The organism is Actinomadura violacea (assembly GCF_017573465.1).
In the GTDB taxonomy this organism is placed as follows: domain Bacteria; phylum Actinomycetota; class Actinomycetes; order Streptosporangiales; family Streptosporangiaceae; genus Spirillospora; species Spirillospora violacea.
This window is the reverse complement of the sequence record NZ_JAGEPF010000006.1, coordinates 30,491-49,243: the sequence shown is the minus strand read 5'-3', so window position 1 is coordinate 49,243 and position 18,753 is coordinate 30,491. Positions and strand designations below refer to the sequence as shown.

General features: G+C 72.9%; 19 protein-coding genes. 8 read left to right on the top strand and 11 right to left on the bottom strand.

Features of this window, described 5'->3' with window-relative positions; translation table 11 throughout:
• Window positions 1-31 precede the first annotated feature (31 nt).
• On the bottom strand, window positions 32-829 hold the full coding sequence (locus tag J4709_RS09970; protein ID WP_208239425.1) for an FHA domain-containing protein: 798 nt from the start codon (window positions 827-829) through the stop codon (window positions 32-34).
• Window positions 830-1,006: 177 nt separating this feature from the next.
• On the opposite strand from J4709_RS09970, the gene J4709_RS09965 reads away from it, so the two are divergent.
• Window positions 1,007-1,432: a ChaB family protein gene (locus tag J4709_RS09965; RefSeq protein WP_173098222.1), complete on the top strand. Its 426-nt coding sequence runs from the start codon at window positions 1,007-1,009 to the stop codon at window positions 1,430-1,432.
• A gap of 88 nt (window positions 1,433-1,520) precedes the next feature.
• Here the strand turns inward: J4709_RS09965 and argG are convergent, their stop codons facing one another.
• The 6 genes from argG to J4709_RS09935 form a co-directional block, all read right to left on the bottom strand.
• A complete protein-coding gene (gene argG, locus J4709_RS09960; RefSeq protein WP_208239423.1) occupies window positions 1,521-2,972 on the bottom strand; it encodes an argininosuccinate synthase in 1,452 nt (483 codons plus the stop codon).
• Window positions 2,973-3,065: 93 nt separating this feature from the next.
• Window positions 3,066-4,295 (bottom strand): styrene monooxygenase/indole monooxygenase family protein, encoded by a 1,230-nt coding sequence (locus J4709_RS09955; protein WP_208239421.1) that lies wholly within the window; start codon window positions 4,293-4,295, stop codon window positions 3,066-3,068.
• A gap of 50 nt (window positions 4,296-4,345) precedes the next feature.
• Window positions 4,346-4,975, bottom strand: coding sequence for a GTP-binding protein (locus tag J4709_RS09950; protein ID WP_208239419.1), 630 nt, complete (start codon window positions 4,973-4,975; stop codon window positions 4,346-4,348).
• A complete protein-coding gene (locus J4709_RS09945) occupies window positions 4,953-5,294 on the bottom strand; it encodes a DUF742 domain-containing protein (RefSeq protein ID WP_173098218.1) in 342 nt (113 codons plus the stop codon). Before J4709_RS09945 ends, J4709_RS09950 begins: the two co-directional genes overlap by 23 nt.
• A 40-nt stretch (window positions 5,295-5,334) precedes the next feature.
• Window positions 5,335-5,775, bottom strand: a complete 441-nt coding sequence (locus tag J4709_RS09940; RefSeq protein ID WP_208239417.1) for a roadblock/LC7 domain-containing protein — start codon at window positions 5,773-5,775, stop codon at window positions 5,335-5,337.
• Window positions 5,772-7,052: a sensor histidine kinase gene (locus tag J4709_RS09935; protein ID WP_208239415.1), complete on the bottom strand. Its 1,281-nt coding sequence runs from the start codon at window positions 7,050-7,052 to the stop codon at window positions 5,772-5,774. The genes J4709_RS09940 and J4709_RS09935 overlap by 4 nt, the downstream gene beginning before the upstream one ends.
• On the opposite strand from J4709_RS09935, the gene J4709_RS09930 reads away from it, so the two are divergent.
• Window positions 7,041-7,376: a hypothetical protein gene (locus J4709_RS09930; RefSeq protein ID WP_208239413.1), complete on the top strand. Its 336-nt coding sequence runs from the start codon at window positions 7,041-7,043 to the stop codon at window positions 7,374-7,376. The two genes, J4709_RS09935 and J4709_RS09930, sit on opposite strands and share 12 nt — an antisense overlap.
• A 332-nt stretch (window positions 7,377-7,708) precedes the next feature.
• Here J4709_RS09930 and J4709_RS09925 read toward each other — a convergent pair whose 3' ends face one another.
• Complete coding sequence (locus tag J4709_RS09925) at window positions 7,709-8,611, bottom strand: LysR family transcriptional regulator (RefSeq protein ID WP_208239412.1); 903 nt, start codon at window positions 8,609-8,611, stop codon at window positions 7,709-7,711.
• Between the two features lie 73 nt (window positions 8,612-8,684).
• On the opposite strand from J4709_RS09925, the gene J4709_RS09920 reads away from it, so the two are divergent.
• The 4 genes from J4709_RS09920 (at window position 8,685) to J4709_RS09905 (ending at window position 12,963) form a co-directional block, all read left to right on the top strand.
• Window positions 8,685-9,545, top strand: a complete 861-nt coding sequence (locus J4709_RS09920; RefSeq protein ID WP_208239410.1) for an EamA family transporter — start codon at window positions 8,685-8,687, stop codon at window positions 9,543-9,545.
• 114 nt (window positions 9,546-9,659) lie between these two features.
• Window positions 9,660-10,826, top strand: coding sequence for an FAD-dependent oxidoreductase (locus tag J4709_RS09915; protein WP_307801119.1), 1,167 nt, complete (start codon window positions 9,660-9,662; stop codon window positions 10,824-10,826).
• Window positions 10,827-10,835: 9 nt separating this feature from the next.
• Complete coding sequence (locus J4709_RS09910; protein WP_208239408.1) at window positions 10,836-11,639, top strand: alpha/beta fold hydrolase; 804 nt, start codon at window positions 10,836-10,838, stop codon at window positions 11,637-11,639.
• Window positions 11,640-11,700: 61 nt separating this feature from the next.
• On the top strand, window positions 11,701-12,963 hold the full coding sequence (locus tag J4709_RS09905) for an MFS transporter (RefSeq protein WP_208239406.1): 1,263 nt from the start codon (window positions 11,701-11,703) through the stop codon (window positions 12,961-12,963).
• A 33-nt stretch (window positions 12,964-12,996) separates the two neighbouring features.
• Here J4709_RS09905 and J4709_RS09900 read toward each other — a convergent pair whose 3' ends face one another.
• Both J4709_RS09900 and J4709_RS09895 read right to left on the bottom strand, forming a co-directional pair.
• Window positions 12,997-13,620 carry a GNAT family N-acetyltransferase gene (locus J4709_RS09900; protein WP_208239404.1) on the bottom strand — a complete coding sequence of 208 codons (624 nt, stop codon included), beginning with the start codon at window positions 13,618-13,620 and terminating at the stop codon, window positions 12,997-12,999.
• A 131-nt stretch (window positions 13,621-13,751) separates the two neighbouring features.
• Complete coding sequence (locus J4709_RS09895; protein ID WP_208239402.1) at window positions 13,752-15,203, bottom strand: amidohydrolase family protein; 1,452 nt, start codon at window positions 15,201-15,203, stop codon at window positions 13,752-13,754.
• A gap of 492 nt (window positions 15,204-15,695) precedes the next feature.
• On the opposite strand from J4709_RS09895, the gene J4709_RS09890 reads away from it, so the two are divergent.
• On the top strand, window positions 15,696-17,129 hold the full coding sequence (locus tag J4709_RS09890) for an amidase family protein (RefSeq protein ID WP_208239395.1): 1,434 nt from the start codon (window positions 15,696-15,698) through the stop codon (window positions 17,127-17,129).
• A 143-nt stretch (window positions 17,130-17,272) separates the two neighbouring features.
• Here the strand turns inward: J4709_RS09890 and J4709_RS09885 are convergent, their stop codons facing one another.
• Window positions 17,273-17,668, bottom strand: coding sequence for a RidA family protein (locus J4709_RS09885; RefSeq protein WP_208239394.1), 396 nt, complete (start codon window positions 17,666-17,668; stop codon window positions 17,273-17,275).
• A 108-nt stretch (window positions 17,669-17,776) separates the two neighbouring features.
• On the opposite strand from J4709_RS09885, the gene J4709_RS09880 reads away from it, so the two are divergent.
• Window positions 17,777-18,751 (top strand): helix-turn-helix transcriptional regulator, encoded by a 975-nt coding sequence (locus tag J4709_RS09880; RefSeq protein WP_208239393.1) that lies wholly within the window; start codon window positions 17,777-17,779, stop codon window positions 18,749-18,751.
• The last annotated feature ends 2 nt before the right edge of the window (window positions 18,752-18,753 follow it).

The window sequence follows — 18,753 nt, the reverse complement described above, 5'->3', positions numbered from 1 at the left end:
CCCGGCGCCCGCCCGCGGCCGCATCGGCGGGTCAGCGGGGCGGGCCGTCCAGCAGCGCCAGGTCCTCGACGGTCAGGGTGGCGCTGAGCAGCAGCGCCGTGACGAGGTTGTGGTTGATCGTGTTGCCGAGCGGCTTCGGCACGTCCTCCTCCATGAGCCCGCCGCCCACGGCCGGGTTGAGCTCCTCGCGCAGCTTCCCGACGAGGCGGGCGGCGCGCCGGGCGTTCCAGCCCTCGCGCGGGCGCAGCGCGCGCAGCTCGTCGGCCACCTGGTCCCAGGTGAGGGGCTGCGGCCAGGGCTCCTGGCGCAGGTAGCGCTGGCCGAGGCAGGTCAGCACCAGCCTCTGCCGCTCGTCCAGCCCGTACAGGCCGGGGTCCACCGTCGGGTCCTCGTACCGGCCGTACCCGGATCCGGGCCCGGCGGCGATCCGCACCTCCAGCAGGTGCTCCTGCTTCGGCGCGACGATGAACAGCGCCGTGTAGGTGGGCGGCAGCTCCGTCCGGTGCCCGCCGAGCAGCAGCGGCGCGCCGCGCAGCCGGATCGCGAGCCGCCCGGAGTTGTAGAGCATCCAGCGCGAGTTCTCCCGGGCGATGCGGCCGTGCAGCCGGCTGACGTGGCCGTCGGCGCCGCCGACGCAGACGTGCACGTCCGGCTCGCAGCGGCCGAACACCAGCTCGAACCCCGCGTCGGGCGCGACGCGCATCCCGCCCTTCGGGCCCATGACGAACAGGGTGCCGGGCTCGGCCGGCGGGAGCCCCGCCGCGAGGCTCCCGAGCTCCCTGGGCAGGATCTGCACCTTGCTCGCGGGCCTGTGCGCAGTCACCGTCATGTCCCCTGTCCCTTTCCGCGCCGCGTCCTCGGGGCCACGCTAACCGCGCGGGCGCGGGAGGGGTCCCGCTTCGGTGCGGCAGGGGTCCCGGCGGACGGCGCCCGGACGATGTGGATGTCCGTTCTGGGTGGGTACGCCGTCCGTAAGGACGCGATACGCGTACGGAGGAGCAGCACCATGCCGATGACAACCAGCAGGGGCAAGGTCAAGAAGGAGGAGCTTCCCGGCCCCGTCCAGCGCTCGGACGCCAAGGCGCAGCGCACCTTCGCCAAGGCCCACGACTCGGCCGTCGACGAGTACGGGGAGGGGCAGCGGGCGCACCGCGTCGCCTACTCCGCGCTCAAGCACACGCACGAGAAGGTCGGCGACCACTGGGAGCCGAAGGCGAAGGGCGCGAAGGGCCCGTCCGACCGGCAGGCCGCGGGCGGTGTGAACACCTCGCGCAAGACCGCGGGCGGGGTGGACGCCAACGCCTCGAAGCAGCACCTGTACGACGTCGCCAAGCGGCTGGACGTCTCGGGCCGCTCCACCATGAACAAGAAGCAGCTGGTGAAGGCCATCGAGAAGGCCAACAACCGGAAGACCGCGAAGGCCCGGTCCTGACGCCTCCTCGTTGAGTTGCGGCGTGTCGTCCTTAAGCAAGCCTTTTTAAGGACGACACGCCGCAAGTCAACGTGTGCGCGTGGGCGGGTCAGTCGGTGCCGGACTCCATGGCGGCGGCGTCGAGGAGCTCCTCGCCGGTGGTGGTCTCGCCGCGCGAGGCGATCGCCTGCGCGCCGCCGGCGGCCATCGCGCCGATCAGCCCGGTCGAGGCGGCCTGCGCGGCGCCGATCAGCGCCGGGTGCGCGGCGTCGCCGACCATGCCGAGCCCCGCGTACTGCTCCAGGCGGGCGCGCGAGTCGGCGATGTCGAGGTTGCGCATGGTGAGCTGGCCGATCCGGTCGACCGGCCCGAACGCGGAGTCCTCGGTGCGCTCCATGGACAGCTTGTCCGGGTGGTAGCTGAACGCCGCGCCGGACGTGCCGAGGATCGAGTAGTCCTCGCCGCGCCGCAGCCGCAGCGTCACCTCGCCGGTGACGGCGGTGCCGACCCAGCGCTGCAGCGACTCGCGCAGCATCAGCGCCTGCGGGTCGAGCCAGCGGCCCTCGTACATCAGCCGGCCGAGGCGGCGGCCCTCGCTGTGGTAGGTGGCGAGGGTGTCCTCGTTGTGGATGGCGTTGACGAGCCGCTCGTAGGCGGCGTGCAGCAGCGCCATGCCGGGCGCCTCGTAGATGCCGCGGCTCTTGGCCTCGATGACCCGGTTCTCGATCTGGTCGGACATGCCCATGCCGTGCCGCCCGCCGATGGCGTTGGCCTCCAGCACCAGGTCGACGGCGGTGGCGAACTCCTTGCCGTTGATCGTCACCGGGCGGCCCTGCGCGAAGCCGATCGTGACGTCCTCGGTGAGGATCTCGACCTCGGGGTCCCAGAACCGGACGCCCATGATCGGGTCGACGATCTCGATGCCCGCGTCGAGGTGCTCCAGGGCCTTGGCCTCGTGGGTCGCGCCCCAGATGTTGGCGTCGGTGGAGTAGGCCTTCTCGGTGCTGTCGCGGTAGGGCAGGCCGCGTTCGAGCAGCCACTGCGACATCTCGGTCCGGCCGCCGAGCTCGCCGACGAAGTCGGCGTCCAGCCACGGCTTGTAGATCCGCAGGGACGGGTTGGCGAGCAGGCCGTAGCGGTAGAACCGCTCGATGTCGTTGCCCTTGTAGGTGGAGCCGTCGCCCCAGATCTGCACGTCGTCCTCGAGCATCGCGCGGACCAGCAGGGTGCCGGTGACGGCGCGGCCGAGGGGGGTGGTGTTGAAGTAGGCGCGGCCGGCCGAGCGGATGTGGAACGCTCCGCACGCGAGCGCCGCGAGCCCCTCCTCCACCAGCGCCTCACGGCAGTCGACGAGCCGGGCGACCTCCGCGCCGTAGGCGGTGGCGCGGCCCGGCACCGAGGCGATGTCGGGCTCGTCGTACTGGCCGATGTCGGCGGTGTAGGTGCAGGGCACGGCGCCCTTCTCGCGCATCCACGCGACCGCTACCGAGGTGTCGAGTCCGCCGGAGAAGGCGATCCCGACGCGCTGGCCGACAGGCAGAGAGGTGAGCACCTTGGACATGAGTAGAAGTATGCACCCCAATGCATGGTCATGCAAGACGGGGGATGGTGATTCAGCGCACGGCGCCGCGCGCGGGCCGCCCCGGCGGCGGGATCAGCCGGTGACCGTGGCCAGGTACTCCTCGGTCTTCACCGGGTCGAGCAGCCAGTTCGAGAAGTCGCCCGGATTGGCGTAGCCGTAGGCGAACCGGTACGCCACCGCCTCGTTCTCCGCCGCGATCGCCAGCACCTTCTGGACGTGCTCCGGCAGCGGCCCCAGCATCATGTTCGTGTACGCCGTCGGGTGCTTCGCGTACTCCCAGTACGCCTCGAACGTCCGCTGCATCCAGTCCGCGTCGAACGGGCGGTCGCCGTGCCGCAGGATCTCCTGGTAGTAGATCTCCGCGCAGCGCGTCGCGTTGTTGGACCCCTGGCCCGTCACCGGGTCGTTGGCGACCACCACGTCGCCCATCCCGAGCACGAGCGCCGACTCCGACAGCCGCCCCACCGGATGCCGCACGACCGGCGCGTACCCCCCGTACAGCGTGCAGCGCGCGTCGGTGGGCTCGGCGCCGACCGCCCGCTCGTACTCCCACGGCGCGTACTGCCGCATCATCTCCAGCGTCCGGGCGAGGTGCCCGGCGGGGTCCGGACGGTCGTCCCAGACGTCGAACGGGCCGCCCGGCACCGCCTCCCACAGGATGATGTCGCAGTGCCCGGTGCTGGTGTAGCCCGGCATGAAGAACAGCTCACCGACCCCGGGCGTCGCGGTGATCCGCACATGCGGCTCCGGGTGGTCCGGCCACGGCGTCATCCCGTGCAGGTAGATGCACGACAGCTTGCGCTGCGGACGGTCGTATGGCGACCGGCTCGCGTCCCGGTCGAACAGCTCCACCAGCTCGCCCTTGCCCGCGGCGATCACCGTCAGGTCGTACAGCGCGCTCAGCCCTTCGAGGTCGGACGTCATCACGCTGTGGTAGACGACGTTGCCGCCGCGCTCCTCGAACAGCTCCAGCCAGCCCGACATCTTCACCCGCTGGTCCACCGACTGCGCGTAGCGGTCCCAGCGGCCGAGGGTCTGGAACGCGCGGTTGCCGGGCGGCCCCGCCACCGTCACCCGCTGCGCGACGATCTGCGGCGTCCGGTCCTCCCACAGGTTCAGCCCGTGGTCCCGCTCGATCTGCAGCTGCGGCCAGAACACGCACTGCGTCGACATGATCCGGCCGGTGCGGATCTCCTCCGGCGTCCGCGCCGACATGACGGTGACCTCGTAGCCCGCCGACTGGAGGCTGAGGGCCAGCTGCAGGCCGGCCTGCCCCGCTCCGACGATCAGGATCCTTCGCAACGCTTCCTCCTTGTGCAGGGCGTTCTTGGGGCGGCGGGGGGCTCCCGGGGTCAGCGGGCCGCGACGCTCCCGCGGCCCGCGGTCCGGTCGAGGGTGTGGCCGAGCGTCGCGGTCAGCGTCTGCACCACCGATCCGCGGTCGCGGGCGTCGCACGCCACGACCGGGACGCCCGGATCCAGCCGGAGCGCCTCCGCGACCTGGTCGAGCGGGTGCGTGCGCCGCCCGTCGAACAGGTTCACCGCCACGATGAACGGGACGTCGGAGTCGTTCTCGAAGTAGTTGACGGCCGCGAACGACACGTCCAGCCGGCGCGTGTCCACCAGGACCACCGCGCCGCTCGCGCCCCGGCACAGGTCGTCCCACATCGGCCAGAACCGCGGCTGGCCCGGCGTCCCGAACAGGTACAGCACCAGGTCGGAGGCCAGGGTGACGCGGCCGAAGTCCATCGCGACGGTCGTGGTCGTCTTGCCGCCGGCGTCCGCGAGCGGGTCGACGGTCCGGGCGGCCTGCGTCATCCACGCCTCGGTGTTCACCGCCGGGATCTCCGAGATCGCCTCGACCAGCGTGGTCTTGCCGACCCCGAACCCGCCCGCGACGACGATCTTGACCGAGGTGCGCGGCGCCGCGGGACGCCCCGTGCCCGCCCCCGGCCCCCGGTCAGGCGAGCTCGCGTAGACCATCGATCACTCTCTCCAGGACGTGCGGGTCGTACGGCGAGGCGCCCTCCGCGGCGATCGCGATCCGGTCGCCCGCGGCCAGGTCGGCGAGCAGGACGCGGGTGACGCCGAGCGACACCCCGCAGTGCGCGGACAGTTCGGCGACCGACTCGGCGGCGGCGTGCGCGCGCTCGTACAGCGCCCTCGCCTCGGGCAGCAGCCGCTCGGCGAACGCCGCGTCGTACCCGGCGCCGGTCACCACGGTGTGCACGAACAGGTGCCGCCTGCCCCGGGTCCGCCCGCCGGTCAGCACGTACGGCCGCACCCACGGATTGGCCGTCATGTCCCTCCTCCTCGCGGCCCGGGCCGGACCGGGCGGCCGCTCACGGCATCGCCTGTTCGGTCATGCGGCGCAGGTCGTCGCGCATCTGCGGGGTCAGGACGTGCCCGGCGCCGTGCACGAACTTCGTCATCTCGTGCGCCACCGCGCCGAGGTTCGCGCCCTCGCCGACCAGCACCACCAGCCCGGCGAGCTGCCCGATGCCCATGAACAGCAGGTGCCCGGACGCGAACTTCAGCATCACCTGGTCGCAGCCGCCGGCCCCGACGTGCTTGGCGATGTTGTTGCCGAGGCTGATCATCCCGCTGGTCAGCGCCGCCATCGGGTCGGTGAACTCCGACGGCATCGGGCCCGACTCGACGAGCGCCAGCCCGTCCGACGACACGATCAGCGCGAACGTCACGCCGGGGGTGGACGAGGCGAACTGCCGGAGCAGCCACCCGAACTCCTGGGGGCCGCTCGGGCCCGTGGAGGCGTTGTTCACTGCCGTCCTTCCTCCGGGTCGTGCGACGCGGCTTCGGCGCCCGGCGCGGGATCGGCCTCCGGCGCGGGATCGGCGAGGCGCGCTCCGGCGGTGAAGGCGTCCAGGTCGGCGGCGAACGACGACCCGCCGCCGCTCCCGGCGTCCGCACCCGTGTCCGTGCCGGCGCCGGTGCCCGTATCGGTGTCGGTGTCGGACGGCGCGTCCGGTGCGGGCGCGGCGACCGGGCGCAGGCTGGCCCGCTCCCGGCGCGGCAGCCCGCCGAGGTCGGGGTCGCCGCCCGCCGCGGGCCGCGCGGGACGCCCTTCGGAACGTTCCGCCGGGCCCCCGGACGGGCGCTCCACCCGCCGCGCCATCGCCAGATGCGCCATGCCGGACGGCATCTCGCCCGCCCCGACCGTGTGCGGCTCGTCCGGGGGGATCTCGCAGAGCAGCGCCGGCGGGACCGTCACCATCGCGACCGTCCCGCCCGTCCGCCCGGCGAGCCGGACGCCGATGCCGTGCCGGCGGGCCAGCCGGTGCACGACGGGGAAGCCCGTCTGCCGCGACGTCTCGTCCGTCATCGGCGGCACCGGCCCCGCCAGCGCCGTGTTCAGCCCGTCCAGCTGCGTGGCCGACATGCCGATGCCCGCGTCCTCGATCCGCAGCATCACCGCGCCGTTGTCCAGCAGGTGGGCGCTCACGGTCACCCGCGACGGCGAGTACCGGGTCGCGTTGTCCAGCAGCGCCGCGACCAGGGACGCCAGGTCCTCGGCCGCGTACGCGGGCACCGCGAGCTCCACGACGCGCAGGATCGTCACGTGCCGGTACTGCTCGATGGACGACTCCGCCATCCGGATCACGTCCAGCAGCGAGGTGTCGGCGCCGGACGCCTCCTCGCCGTCCCGTCCCGCGAGGACCCGCAGATCGCGAGCGGCCCGCCGCATGCGCGTCACCCCGTGGTCGATCTCGTAGAGGGCCTCCAGCCGGTCCGGGTCCTCCTCCTGCCGCTCCAGCAGGTCCATCGCGGGGCGCATCTTCTCCGCGAGGACGAGGAACTGCAGGCAGAACCGCTCGCACAGGTCCGGCCACACGTCCGGATCGGCCACTCCCGCGGGCCCGGGCGCCGCCTGCGCGCCGGCCGCCGCCTGCCGCCCCTGCCCGGCGGCCTGCTGCTGCGCGGGCGCCTGCTGGGCCCGCTGCTGCGCTTGCGGCTGCATGGACGCGGGGTACTGGGTCTGCGGCTGGGCGGCGGCCTGGTGGAAGACGGCCTCCGGCTGAGCCGCGGTGTGCGGCTGCATGGCGGCAGGGTGCTGGGCCTGCGGCTGCGCAGCGGGCTGCCGGTATTGAGCCTGCGGCTGCCCGACCTGCGCTTGAGGCCCGGCCTGCGAGTGCGGGGCCTGCGACCGCGCGCCGTCCTGCATCTGCTCGGCGGGCTGCCGGTACGCGGCGTCCCTCGGAGCCGCGGCCTGCGGATGCGGCTGCATGGCCGCCGGGTGCTGCGCCTGCGGGTGCTGGGCCTGCTGCTGCGCGGCGGCCTGCTGCTGCGCGGCGGCCTGCTGCTGCGCGGCGGCCTGGCGGTACGCGGCCTCTGGCTGAGCCGTGGGCTGCGGGTACATGGGTGAGGGTTGCGGCGCCGGCGGATGCGGGGGCTGCTGGGTACGCCTCCGCCACTTCACCGGCGTGCTCCGGTCTCCGCCGCCTGCGGGTGTGCGCCGCAGGACACACGGCGTTTCGTCAAAGCAGCCTTCTTCACCTAAGTCTCGGCACCGGACGGCGCGGCAGCGGCGCGCGGGCCCCGCGAGCGCGGGGCCGCGGCCCTCTGCCGGGAGGGGCACCCGGGAAAGAGTGGCACAGGCTTTGGCGCTGATCAATGTATTCGATTTACATTACCCTTTTGATCCACTAAAAGGGTTTATTTCACTTTTGTCGTAATTGTCGTTGTTCGCCTGCCGCGTCACCGTCGACCGGAGGCGCGGCGGAGGGCGTCCAGGCCGCGGGCGATCGGCGGCTGGCGCTCGCTGCCGCGCCGGACGAACGCGATGAGGCGGCGCTTCGGCACCGCGCCGCCGCGCAGCGGGACCCGGACCGCCTCGTCCTCCGGCGGCAGCGGCGCCAGCCGGGGCACGAGCGCGACCCCGAATCCGTTCGCGACCAGCGACGACACCGCGAACCATTCGTTCGCCTCGTGCGCGATGCGCGGCACGTACCCGGCGGCGGCGCAGGCGGCGAGGAGCAGCTGGTGCTGGTCGGGCCGGTCGGGGCAGCCGATCCACGACTCCCCCGCCGCGTCGGCGAGCCGCGCCGTCCCGGCGGACGCGAGCGGGTGACCGGCCGGGACGAGCAGGTCCTGCGGCTCGTCGAGCAGCGTGGTCCGGGTGAACCGGGCGTCGTCGGGACCGGGGACCTGCTCGCTGGGGATCACCACGGCGATGTCGGCGCGGTGCGACAGGAGCAGGTGCGCGGCGTCCTCGCTGTCCTTCTCGGACATGTGGACGGCGAGCCCGGGATGCTCGGCGCGCAGCAGCGCCGCGGCGGGGGCGACGAGCGCCGCGAGGGCGCTGGACACGCTGCAGAACCGCACCTGGCCGGACGTCCCGGACCGGTGCTCGGCGAGGTCGGCGCGGGCCCGCTCCCACTGGGCGTCCAGGACGTCGGCGTGCCGCAGCACGGTGCGCGCGGCCGGGGTGAGCCGAACCCGGCGCCCCTCCGCCTCCAGCAGCTCGACGCCGAGATCGCGGGCGAGCTGCCTGAGCTGCTGCGACACCGTGGACGGCGTCAGGTGCAGCGCCTGCGCGGCGGCGGTGACGGTGCCGCGCTCCCGCAGCACCCGGAGGGTCCGCAACCGGGGATCGATCATTCGGCCATTCAACACGGTTCTAAACGGAATCTTTCGATGGACCCGCACATAGCGGTGATCGCAGACTGGCCGCATGGCCACCGGAACCGAACGCGCCGGACGGTCCGCCGCCGTCCCCGCGCCGCTGCTGATCCTCGGCAGCGTCGTCACCATCCAGGCAGGCCAGGCGTGCGGCAAGGGCATGTTCGCGGTCGCCGGCACCGCGGGCGTGGTCGTCCTGCGGCTCGGGTTCGCGGCGGCCGTCCTGCTGGTCCTGCGGCGCCCGCCGCTCCCGCGCGGGTCGGCGGGGCTCGCGTTCGCGCTGGGCGCGGCGATGGCGGGCATGCACCTGATCTATCCGGCGATGCAGCGGCTGCCGGTGGGCGTCGCGTCCGCGTTCCAGTTCCTCGGCCCGCTCACGCTCGCGCTGGTCACGGCGCGGCGGCCCGCCGACCTGCTGTGGGCGGCGCTCGCCGGGACCGGCGTGTTCCTGATGGACGGCCCGGGCGGCGCGCACGTCTCGCCGTCCGGGGTCGTCCTCGCGGTGGCGTCGGGCGCCTGCATGGCGGCCTACCTGGTGCTCAACAAGCGCGCCGGCGCCCGGCCCGGATCGACGCTGACCTGGGGCGTCGTCATCGCCGCGGGGCTCGTCCTGCCGCTCGCCCCGGCCGCGGGCGGCGCGCTGCTCAGCCCGGGCGTCCTCGCGGCGGGGCTCGGCCTCGCCGTCCTGTCCGCGGCCGTGCCGTGGTCGCTCGACCAGGCCGCGCTGCGGCGCCTGCCGGAGCGGACGGTCGCCGTCATGGTCAGCCTCGAACCCGCCGCGGGCGCCGTCGCCGGCCTCGTCCTGCTCGGCGAGCACCTCGCCTGGACGCAGTGGCTCGCGATCGGCTGCGTCTGCGCCGCGTCCGCCGGCGCCGCCCTCCGCCCCGACCCCGGCAGGGCTATAACCAACTAGTTATCACCTCCGTCGGAACAAGCATTAGCCAGGTATGGGTGCAGGTCACAAGATGGTCGCACGGCCCCTGTAGCCGGAACGACGCACCACCCGACGCGACCGAGAGGAACGACCGTGGCGCCGAGCAAGACCGCGGAGGTGATCGGAGCCGGGCTGGCCGGGCTCACCGCCGCCACCGCGCTGGCCCAGCGGGGCTGGACGGTCCGCCTGCACGAGCGCGACTCCGACATCCGCGCGATCGGCGCCGGGATCTACGTGTGGGGCAACGGCCTCGCCACCCTCGAAGCGCTCGGCCTGTACGAGGAGGCCGCGCGCGGCGCGCACGTCGGCCCCGTCCTGGAGTCCCGCGACCACCGCGACCGCGTCGTCGAAGAGGTGCCGATCAACGGCCCCGGCCAGGCGCGGGTGCTCACCATCATGCGGGACCACCTGATCAACACGCTGATCGGCGGCGCCGAGAAGGCCGGCGTGGACATCCGCACCGGCTCGGAGGTCACCGAGGCGAGCCCCGACGGGCGGCTCATCCTGCGCTCCGGCGAGACGTCCCGCGCCGACGTCGTGCTCGCCGCGGACGGCGTGAACTCCCGGATCCGCCGCCAGTTCGACGTCGTCGCGCACCGCGCCCCCGCCCGGCAGGGCGCGACCCGGCTGACGGTGCCCCGCTCGCCCGACTTCGTCCCCGCCCAGGACCAGGGCAAGTACATCGAGTACTTCAGCGGCCGGCGCCGCGTCCTCTACACGCCGAGCAGCGAGACCAGCCTCTACGTCGCGCTCGTCGCCGACGAGGACGACCGGCCCGCGAGCCGCATCCCCGTCGACACGGCCGCGTGGATCCGCTCGTTCCCGCACCTGGAGAAGCTGCTGAGCGCGTGCGCCGGCGTCCCCGGCCGCTGGGACACCTTCCAGTTCCTCACCCTGACCCGCTGGTCCATGGGCCGGCTCGCGTTCCTCGGCGACGCCGCGCACGCGCAGCCGCCCTACCTCGGGCAGGGCGGCGGCTGCGCGATGATGAGCGCCCTCGGCCTCGCCGACGCCCTCAGCGGCTCGGACGCGCCCGTCGACCAGCGGCTGCGCGACTGGGAGTACGCCGAGCGGCCCACCATCGAGCACACCCAGCGCTGGTCGCACCGGCTCGGGCAGCTCAACTACGTGCCCGACGCCGCCCGCGCGTCGTTGCTGAAGGGCTGCGGCCGGCTGCCGCGGCTCGGCGCGTCCCGGCTGCGCGCCGCCCTGACGACCCCGACCGGCTCCGGGCGGTTCGCCGGCGCGTCCGCCCGCTGAGAGGAAGACATGACGGACCTGAAGACGCTCCGGATCGGCGGCAACCCGATCACCTACCAGGACCTCGGGCCGCGCGACGCGCCCGCCGTCGTCCTGATGAGCGGCTGGTGCCACGACCACCGGCTGTTCGACCAGCTCGTCCCATACCTCGCCGGCGACCTGCGCGTCCTGTGCATCGACTGGCGCGGGCACGGCGAGGACCGCACCCCCGTCGCCGACTTCGGCTACCGCGAGCAGGCGTCCGACACCATCGCCGTCCTGGACGAGCTCGGCGTCGACCGGTTCCTGCCGCTGTCGCACTCGCACGGCGGCTGGGCCAACCTGGAGATCGCCGAACGGGTCGGCGCCGCGCGCGCGCCGCGGCTCATCGTCGTCGACTGGCTGATGACGCCGCCCGCCCCCGAGTTCGCCGCCGGCCTCGCCGCCATCCAGGACCCCGCCACCTGGATCGAAGGCCGCCAGGGCCTCTACGACGTGTGGCTCAACGGCCAGGACCACGAACGCGTCAAGCGCCACCTCGACGAGGAGATGTCCGGCTTCGACTTCGAGATGTGGGCGCGCTCCTGCCGCGTGATCGCCGAGGCGTACGCCGAGTTCGGCTCCCCCCTCGACCGGATGGCCGGCCTCACCGAGCAGCGGCCCGTCACCCACCTGTTCTCGCAGCCCACCGACCCCGCCTACGAGCAGGCCCAGATCGACTTCCGCGCCGGGCACCCCTGGTTCGACCACCGCACCCTCGGCGGCCCCACGCACTTCCCGACCCTGGACGTCCCCGACAAGGTCGCCGCCGAGATCCGCGACCGGCTCGGCTGACCCGCAGCCCGCACGGCGGACGTCCGCACAACGCAGCCCCACCCCCTGCAAGGAGTTCGCCATGCGCGATCCAGGTCCCGTCATGCCCGAAACCGACGACCCGCCCGCGACGAAGTGGGTCATGCTCGCGATCGTCTCCGCCGGATTCGTCGCGATGACCGTCAACTGGTTCGACATCTCCACCGGCTTCGACGCCATCGGCAAGGAGTACGGCAAGGCGATCCCGGACGTCGCGTTCCTCATCTCCATCTTCGTCGCGGCGTACGGGGTGCTGCACATCCCCGGCGGCCTGCTCGCCACCAAGTGGGGGCTGCGCCGCACCCTCGCGCTCGGGCTCGCGATCGAGGCGGCCGGCTCGCTGCTGTCGGCCACCTCCACCTCGTTCGCGCAGCTCGTGGTGTGGCGCGCCGTCGCGGGGGCCGGCGCGTCCGTGTTCGCCGCCGTCGGGATCGCCGCCGTCAGCATCTGGTTCCGCGACCACCGGCACGCGCTGGCGCTCGGCATCTCGTCGGCGGCGTTCAGCGTCGGCACCGCCCTCGGCCTGTACGCCTTCGCCGACCTCACCGACGCCACCACCTGGCGGACGTCCGTCGTCGCCGGCGGCGTGCTGTGCCTCGCCGTCGCCGCCGTCAGCGCCGTGTTCTTCCGGGTGCCGCGCGGCGCCGGGTCCCTCGCCGGCGTCCAGATCACCCGCGACGGCCTCCGCCAGGCCCTGTTCAACAAGGACATCTGGCTGTACGGCCTCGCGTTCTTCGGCGCCTACGGCTCCTACCTCGGCGCGTCCCAGCTGATCTCCGGCTACGGCGACGACCGGCACCTGCCCGGCGGCCAGGTCGGCGCCGCCGCCTTCCTCATCGGCGTCGCCGGCGTGCCCGGCAGCATCGCCGCCGGATGGCTCGCCGACCGCTACCTCAGCCCCCGCCTGCTGTTCGCCGCCGGCGCGATCCTCGAAGCGGTGTCCCTCGCCTGCGTCCCGCTGTCCGGGCCGCACACCTTCTGGATCCCCGCGTTCGGCGTCGGGTTCATGTTCAACTTCGTGTTCGCGATCTGGCAGACCGTCCCGGGCGGCATCCGCGGCCTCGCCCCCGAGAACATCGGCACCGCCGTCGGCCTCATGCTCACCATCTCCGCCGTCGGCGGGTTCGTCCTGCCGTGGGCGTTCGGCCTCATCACCGACGGCCCCGGCTACACCGCCGCGTGGACGTTCCTCGCCGTCGTCAGCGCCGTCACCGTCGCGTTCTGCCTGTTCACCCGGGCCGGCTCGCGGGCGTCCGTCCCGTCGTCCGACCCCCGCGCCGCCGTCCCCAACCCGGCCGAAGCCTGACCCCGCGACGCCGTGACCGCAGGACCCCTGCGGTCACGGCGTCATGCGCATGCCGAGGATCTTCGTGTCCGGCCCGTCGTCCAGCACCTCAAAGCCCAAGTGCTCATAGAAGCCCAGCGCATTCGTGTTCCGGGCATTGACCCCGAGATGAAGACCGGGCACACCACGCTCCCTCAACGCCTCGATCACGGTCACGCACAACCGCCGCCCGTTCCCGCCGCCCTGCGCCTCCGGCAGAAGGTCGATGTGCATGTGCGCCGGATACCGCCCGGTGATGCTCTCCGGCGTATGGGGCGGGTCGTCGACGTAAGAGCGCAACCAGGCGTCCGGGCTCCCCGGTTCGACCGGCCCCGCCACCCGCGCACGCACCCGAGGCCACCACACACGATCGAGCTCCCGCTCGAACGCCACGGTGTCGGCAACCGCGAGGATGTAGCCGGCCGCCTCGCCCCCTTCACCCGCGAGAACCCAGGCGAGATCGGGCGAATGCGCCAGATACGGCCCGGCGAAGACGTCACCGAGCAACCGAGGATCCCCCACCAACCCGGACGCGTCCCGCCCAAGCGCGGCGGTCCGCAAGCAGATCTCATAAATCCGCCGAACCTCCTCCGCATCCCCACCACGAGCCAGACGAACGAGCAACGGCGCAGCGGTCATCGCGTCCTCCCACGAGCAGAGCGAGCCCTCCCCGCCCGCCCGCAGGCTAACACGAAAACCGATCAATGATCGGTTTTGAGCCGCCGTGGCCGCGGGCTCCCTCCGGCCCGCGGCCACGGCGCCTTCCCTGGTCAGCCCGGGATGCCGTCGGCATAGGCGTCGCTGAAGTTGCGGCTCGCCATCCGCTCGGCGGCGCCGAACCAGCCGGCGATCTCCTCCGGCCCCGGCTTCGGCAGCTTCGCGTGCCCCTCGCGGATCCGGTCGAGCGCGGCGTTCGCCCGCTCCCGCACCGCCGCGAGGTCGTGGCCGACGAGCCGGCCGTCCTTCTTGCGGAACTCGCCGGCCACCAGCACGGTGTGGACGTCCGCCGCCGACGACTGGAGCACCACCGCGCCCGTCATGTGGCTCGGGCGCACCAGGTCCATTCTCGGCCTGACCACGATCACGTCGGCCTTCCTGCCGGCTGCCAGCGACCCGATGCGGTCCTGGAGGCCGAGCGTGTGGGCGCCGTTGACCGTCGCCCATTCCAGGGCGTCGCGGGTGGTCAGGTCGATCGTCCAGGGCATGGTGCCGGTCGCGTGCACCTTCGCGTTGTCGAGCATGCGCTGCGTCTGGAGCCCCAGCCGCATCTGCGAGAACAGGTCGCCCGACCCCACGCAGACGATGTCGGTGGACACGCCCGGCCGCAGGCCGTGGTCGATCGCCGCGCGGAACGGCGGGAACCCCATGCCCATCTGCATCTCGGTCTCCGGCGCGATGGTGACCCGCTGGTCATGCTCGGCCATCAGCCGCCATTCCTGCTCGTTCAGCGCCGGGCAGTGGATGTGCACGTGCCCGGGGATCAGCAGGCCGTGGTCGGCGAGCTCGCGCAGCCCCTTGAGCAGGATCGACGTCGTCGCCGCCGCGGTGTGCGAGGCGCGCAGCACGCCCAGCTCGCGGGCCAGCCGGATCTCCTCGGCGATCTCCCCGAACGGCAGGATCCCGAAGTCGGTGAACAGCATCCCCATCGTGACCAGCGCGTCGTCGGACGGCAGCCGCTCGCCGCGCAGCCGCGCCGCGTCCTTGAGCCGGTCGCCGTGCGAGGCGAACGCGCGCGGGAATTCGTACGCCTGCATTCCGTAGTTGTAGACGGCGCGGATTCCGGCGGCCTGGAGCGCGTCGACGTTCGCGTCGGCGTGCTCGGGGGTGTTCACGCAGTCGTTGCAGTCCATGATCGTGGTGACGCCCGCGTCCAGCGCCTCCAGCGCGCCGACCAGGCTCGCCGCACCCAGGTCGCCGGCCTCCAGAAAGGATCCGGTTCCATAAAAGGTGCCCGCGAGGAACTGCGGCAGCGACTCGTCCGCGGAAACGGCGCGCATCAGCGCCATCCAGGTGTGCCGGTGGCTGTCGATCATCCCCGGCAGGACGATGCCGCCGGACGCGTCGACGACCTCGGCGTCGGTTCCGGCGAACTCACCGGCGTCGCGCGCGACCGCCGCGATCCGGTCGCCTTCGACCAGGACGGCGCCGTCCGGCAGGTCGCCGAGCACCGGATCCATCGTGATCACATGGCCGCCCGTGATGACCTTGCGTGCAACGCCCATGATGCGTGGCCTCCGTAGAAGGGGAGTCGTTCGGATGCCCATATCCTGGACTTTCCCGATCTACTTTTCTAATGCCGCTTGAGCCGTGAGATATACCGGAACGGCCATAGCTCGCCAAGGCGGCCGCGAATTCCGCTCGTGGCGTTCTCCATGACTTCATGCTCACATATGAGTAATTACTTGCACCATTCATGGGCGCCTTGACCACCGTCACGACATCGCCGATGCTGTCCGCCTCCGCGACCGGGCGCCGCCACGACGTGTAGGCCCAGACGCGGCCGTGCGCCTTCTGCGGCGGGACGGGCTCACCGGCACCTCGCGCGGACGGGGCACCTTCGTCATCGCGGTCCACCCCACCGCCCGCGACGACCCCTGGACGCCGGCCGCTCCCATCGTCCATCTGGACAATCCGCGCCTTACTCGGACGGTCCCCCCTGGTCGCCGAAGGCGACCCCGCCTCACGGCGGACCCAATCCAGACCAAGGAGGGCCGATGGAATCGGCTTTTCCCGAGGAGATGACCGTTCGCGACCTGCTTCAGGCGATGGCGACCGGTCAGCTGACCTCAGCACAGATCACCGCCCGGTGCCTGGCACGCATCGAGCGGCTGAACCCCGCGCTCTGCGCGGTCATCGCGGTGGATTCGCACGCGCCGGAACGGGCCCGTGCGATCGACCGCCTCCGGGCCTCGGGCAACGCGGTGGGACCGCTCGCCGGAATCCCGATCCTGGTGAAGGACAACATCGACACCCTCGGCCTGCCCACGACGGCGGGGTCGGAGGCCCTACGCCGCGCCTTCCCGCGCCGCGACGCCGAACTGGTGTCCCGGCTACGCCGGGCCGGCGCCATCATCCTGGGCAAGACGAACCTGTCGGAGTGGGCCAACTACCGCGCCGACGGAGCACCGGGAGGCTGGAGCCCGGTCGGCGGTCAGACCAGGAACCCGTACGTCCTGGATCGGACTCCGCGGGGGTCGTCCAGCGGTTCCGCGGTCGCGGCGGCCGCGGGCCTGGCCCCGGTGACCATCGGGACCGAGACGTCCGGCTCCATCATCTCGCCCGCCGCGACGAACGCCGTCGTCGGCTTCAAGCCGTCCCACGGGCGGGTCGGCGGGACCGGTTTCGTCCCGGTCTCACCGTGGCAGGACACGGCCGGGCCGATCACCCGGAACGTGTCCGACGCCGCCGCGCTCTTCGCGGTGATCGCCGTCCCGCGCCGCGCCGTCCGCCTGGAACCGGGCCTTCCGCCCGGCGCCAGGATCGGTGTGTGGAGCGGGATCAGAACAGAGGGAAGCCACCCTGAGGTGGATCGCGTTCTCGCCGAAGCCACGGCGAAGCTGCGTGATCTGGGCGCGACCACCGTCGAGGTGGACGTGCCCGTACCCGCTCAGGACGGGGCGCTCCCCTTCGAGTTCAAGGAGGCCATCAACGCCTACCTGGACTCGGCCGGTGGCGAGCACCCCCGCGACCTCGCCGAGCTGATCGCCTTCCACCGGGGCGATCCCGCCGAGCGGGTGCCCGACATCGGGCTGGCCAGGTTCGAGCAGGCCCAGCTTTCGGACACCGTCCGCTCGCCGCGGGAGTACCGGGCGGAACGCGAGCGGATCACCGGAGAGGCACGCCGGAGCATCAATGGCGTCTTCGACCGGCACCGGCTGGACGCGATCATGGCTCCCTCCAACGGCCGGGCCCACGAGATCCTCGACCCGGGCGACCACCCGTGGGTGCATTCCTACAGCCCACCGGCGATCGGCGGGTTTCCGAGCATCACGGTCCCGGCCGGCTACGCCGACGCCGAGCTCCCGCTCGGCGTCTCGTTCATCGGCCGCAGGAACCACGACGAGGAACTCCTGGGGCTCGCCTACACCTTCGAGCAGGCGACCCGGGCACGCAAGCAGCCCAGGTACCTGCCCACACTCCCGGTGTGAAGACCGGGCACCCGTGAGGTGACCACACGCCGACCCCAGCCCACCGCTGGGGTCGGCACTTCACCACGGCTCAAGAGGGAGACCGGCGCGATGACGCCGTCCTGACCGCACCGGCCGACGAGGAATCCTTCGCGAGCGCGGTCTCAGGCGGTGGCGGTTCCTTCCAGTTCGACCATGAGGTCGGGGAGCGCCAGGCGGGTGACGCCGAGCATGGTGGTGGACGGGGTCGCGCCGGCGGCGCCCAGGCGTGCGGCCAGGACGCCGTAGTGCTGGAACACCAGGTCGACGTCGGTGGTGTAGACGTTGAGCCGGACGAGGTTCGCGAGGGACATGCCGGCCTCGCCGAGGACGGCCTCCAGGTTGTCGAGGCTCAGCGCCAGCTGCGCCGCCATGTCACCGGCGTGCAGGGGCTTGCCGTCGCCGCTCATCGCGGCCTGGCCGGCGCAGTACAGGGTGCGGGCGGGCCCGGAGACGAGCGTCCCCTGGTCGTATCCCATGTCCACCGACCACGCCCACGGGTTGACCGCGGTTCGTTCCATGGCTTCATCAGTCCCTTCGGTCCGCGCGCCGATCGGCTCGGCGCCGTGGTGATGAGCCTGGCAACGAATCACGACACCCTTTGTCGTGTATTTCGGTACGTTTCCGGGATGCGCGCCGACCGGCTGGTCTCGCTGGTGCTGCCGCTGCGCCGGCACGGCCGGCTGTCCGCGGCCACGCTGGCGCGCGAACTCGAGGTGTCCACCCGTACGGTGCTGCGCGACATCGAGGCGCTGTCCGCGGCCGGTGTCCCGGTCTACGCCGAACGCGGCCGGCACGGCGGTTTCGCGTTGCTGCCCGGGTTCCGGACGGAGCTGACCGGGCTGAACCACGAGGAGGCGCTCGCGCTGCTGGTCGCCGGGTCGCGGCGCGGCGCGCAGGCGTTCGGGCTCGGGTCGGCGCTCGCCTCGGCCATGCTCAAGGTGGTCGACGCGCTGCCCGAAGGGCATCGGGACACCGCGGCGGGCGCGGTCGAGCGGCTGCTCATCGACCCGGAGACCGATCTCCTCTCGCGCCGGGCGGACGCCGAGGAGGTGCCGGAGGCCATCGTGGCGGCGGTGCGGCGGGCGGTGTTCGCCGGGCACCGGCTGCGCATCCGCTACGCGGCCTTCGGCCAGGACCCGAAGTGGCGGACGGTGGACCCGATCGGCCTGGTCACCGTGCGCGACCAGGGCTATCTGCTGGCCACGCGGTCCGGCGAGGACCGCACCTACCGGCTGTCGCGCGTCCTGGCCGCCGAGGAGCTCGACGAGCCCGCGCAGCGGCCGGACCGCGTCGACCTGGACCGGGCCTGGCAGGAGCGCAGCACGCGGTTCCGGACGGGCGGCGACCAGGTCACCGTGCTGGTCCGGCTGGATCCGAGGCGGCGGGAGGAGCTGGCGGGCACCGCGCTGGCCGTCCTCGCCGAGGAGGCCGACGCGGACGGGCGGCTGCGGCTGGAGGTGGCCTTCCAGGACCGGAGGCACGCCGAATGGGCGCTGTGGCAGCTCGGCACGGGCGCGGAGGCCCTGGCCCCGCAGTGGTTGCGCGACGCCCTGCGCGACCGCGCCGCCGCGATCGCCGCGCGCTACGCGGCGCCGTCCTGAGC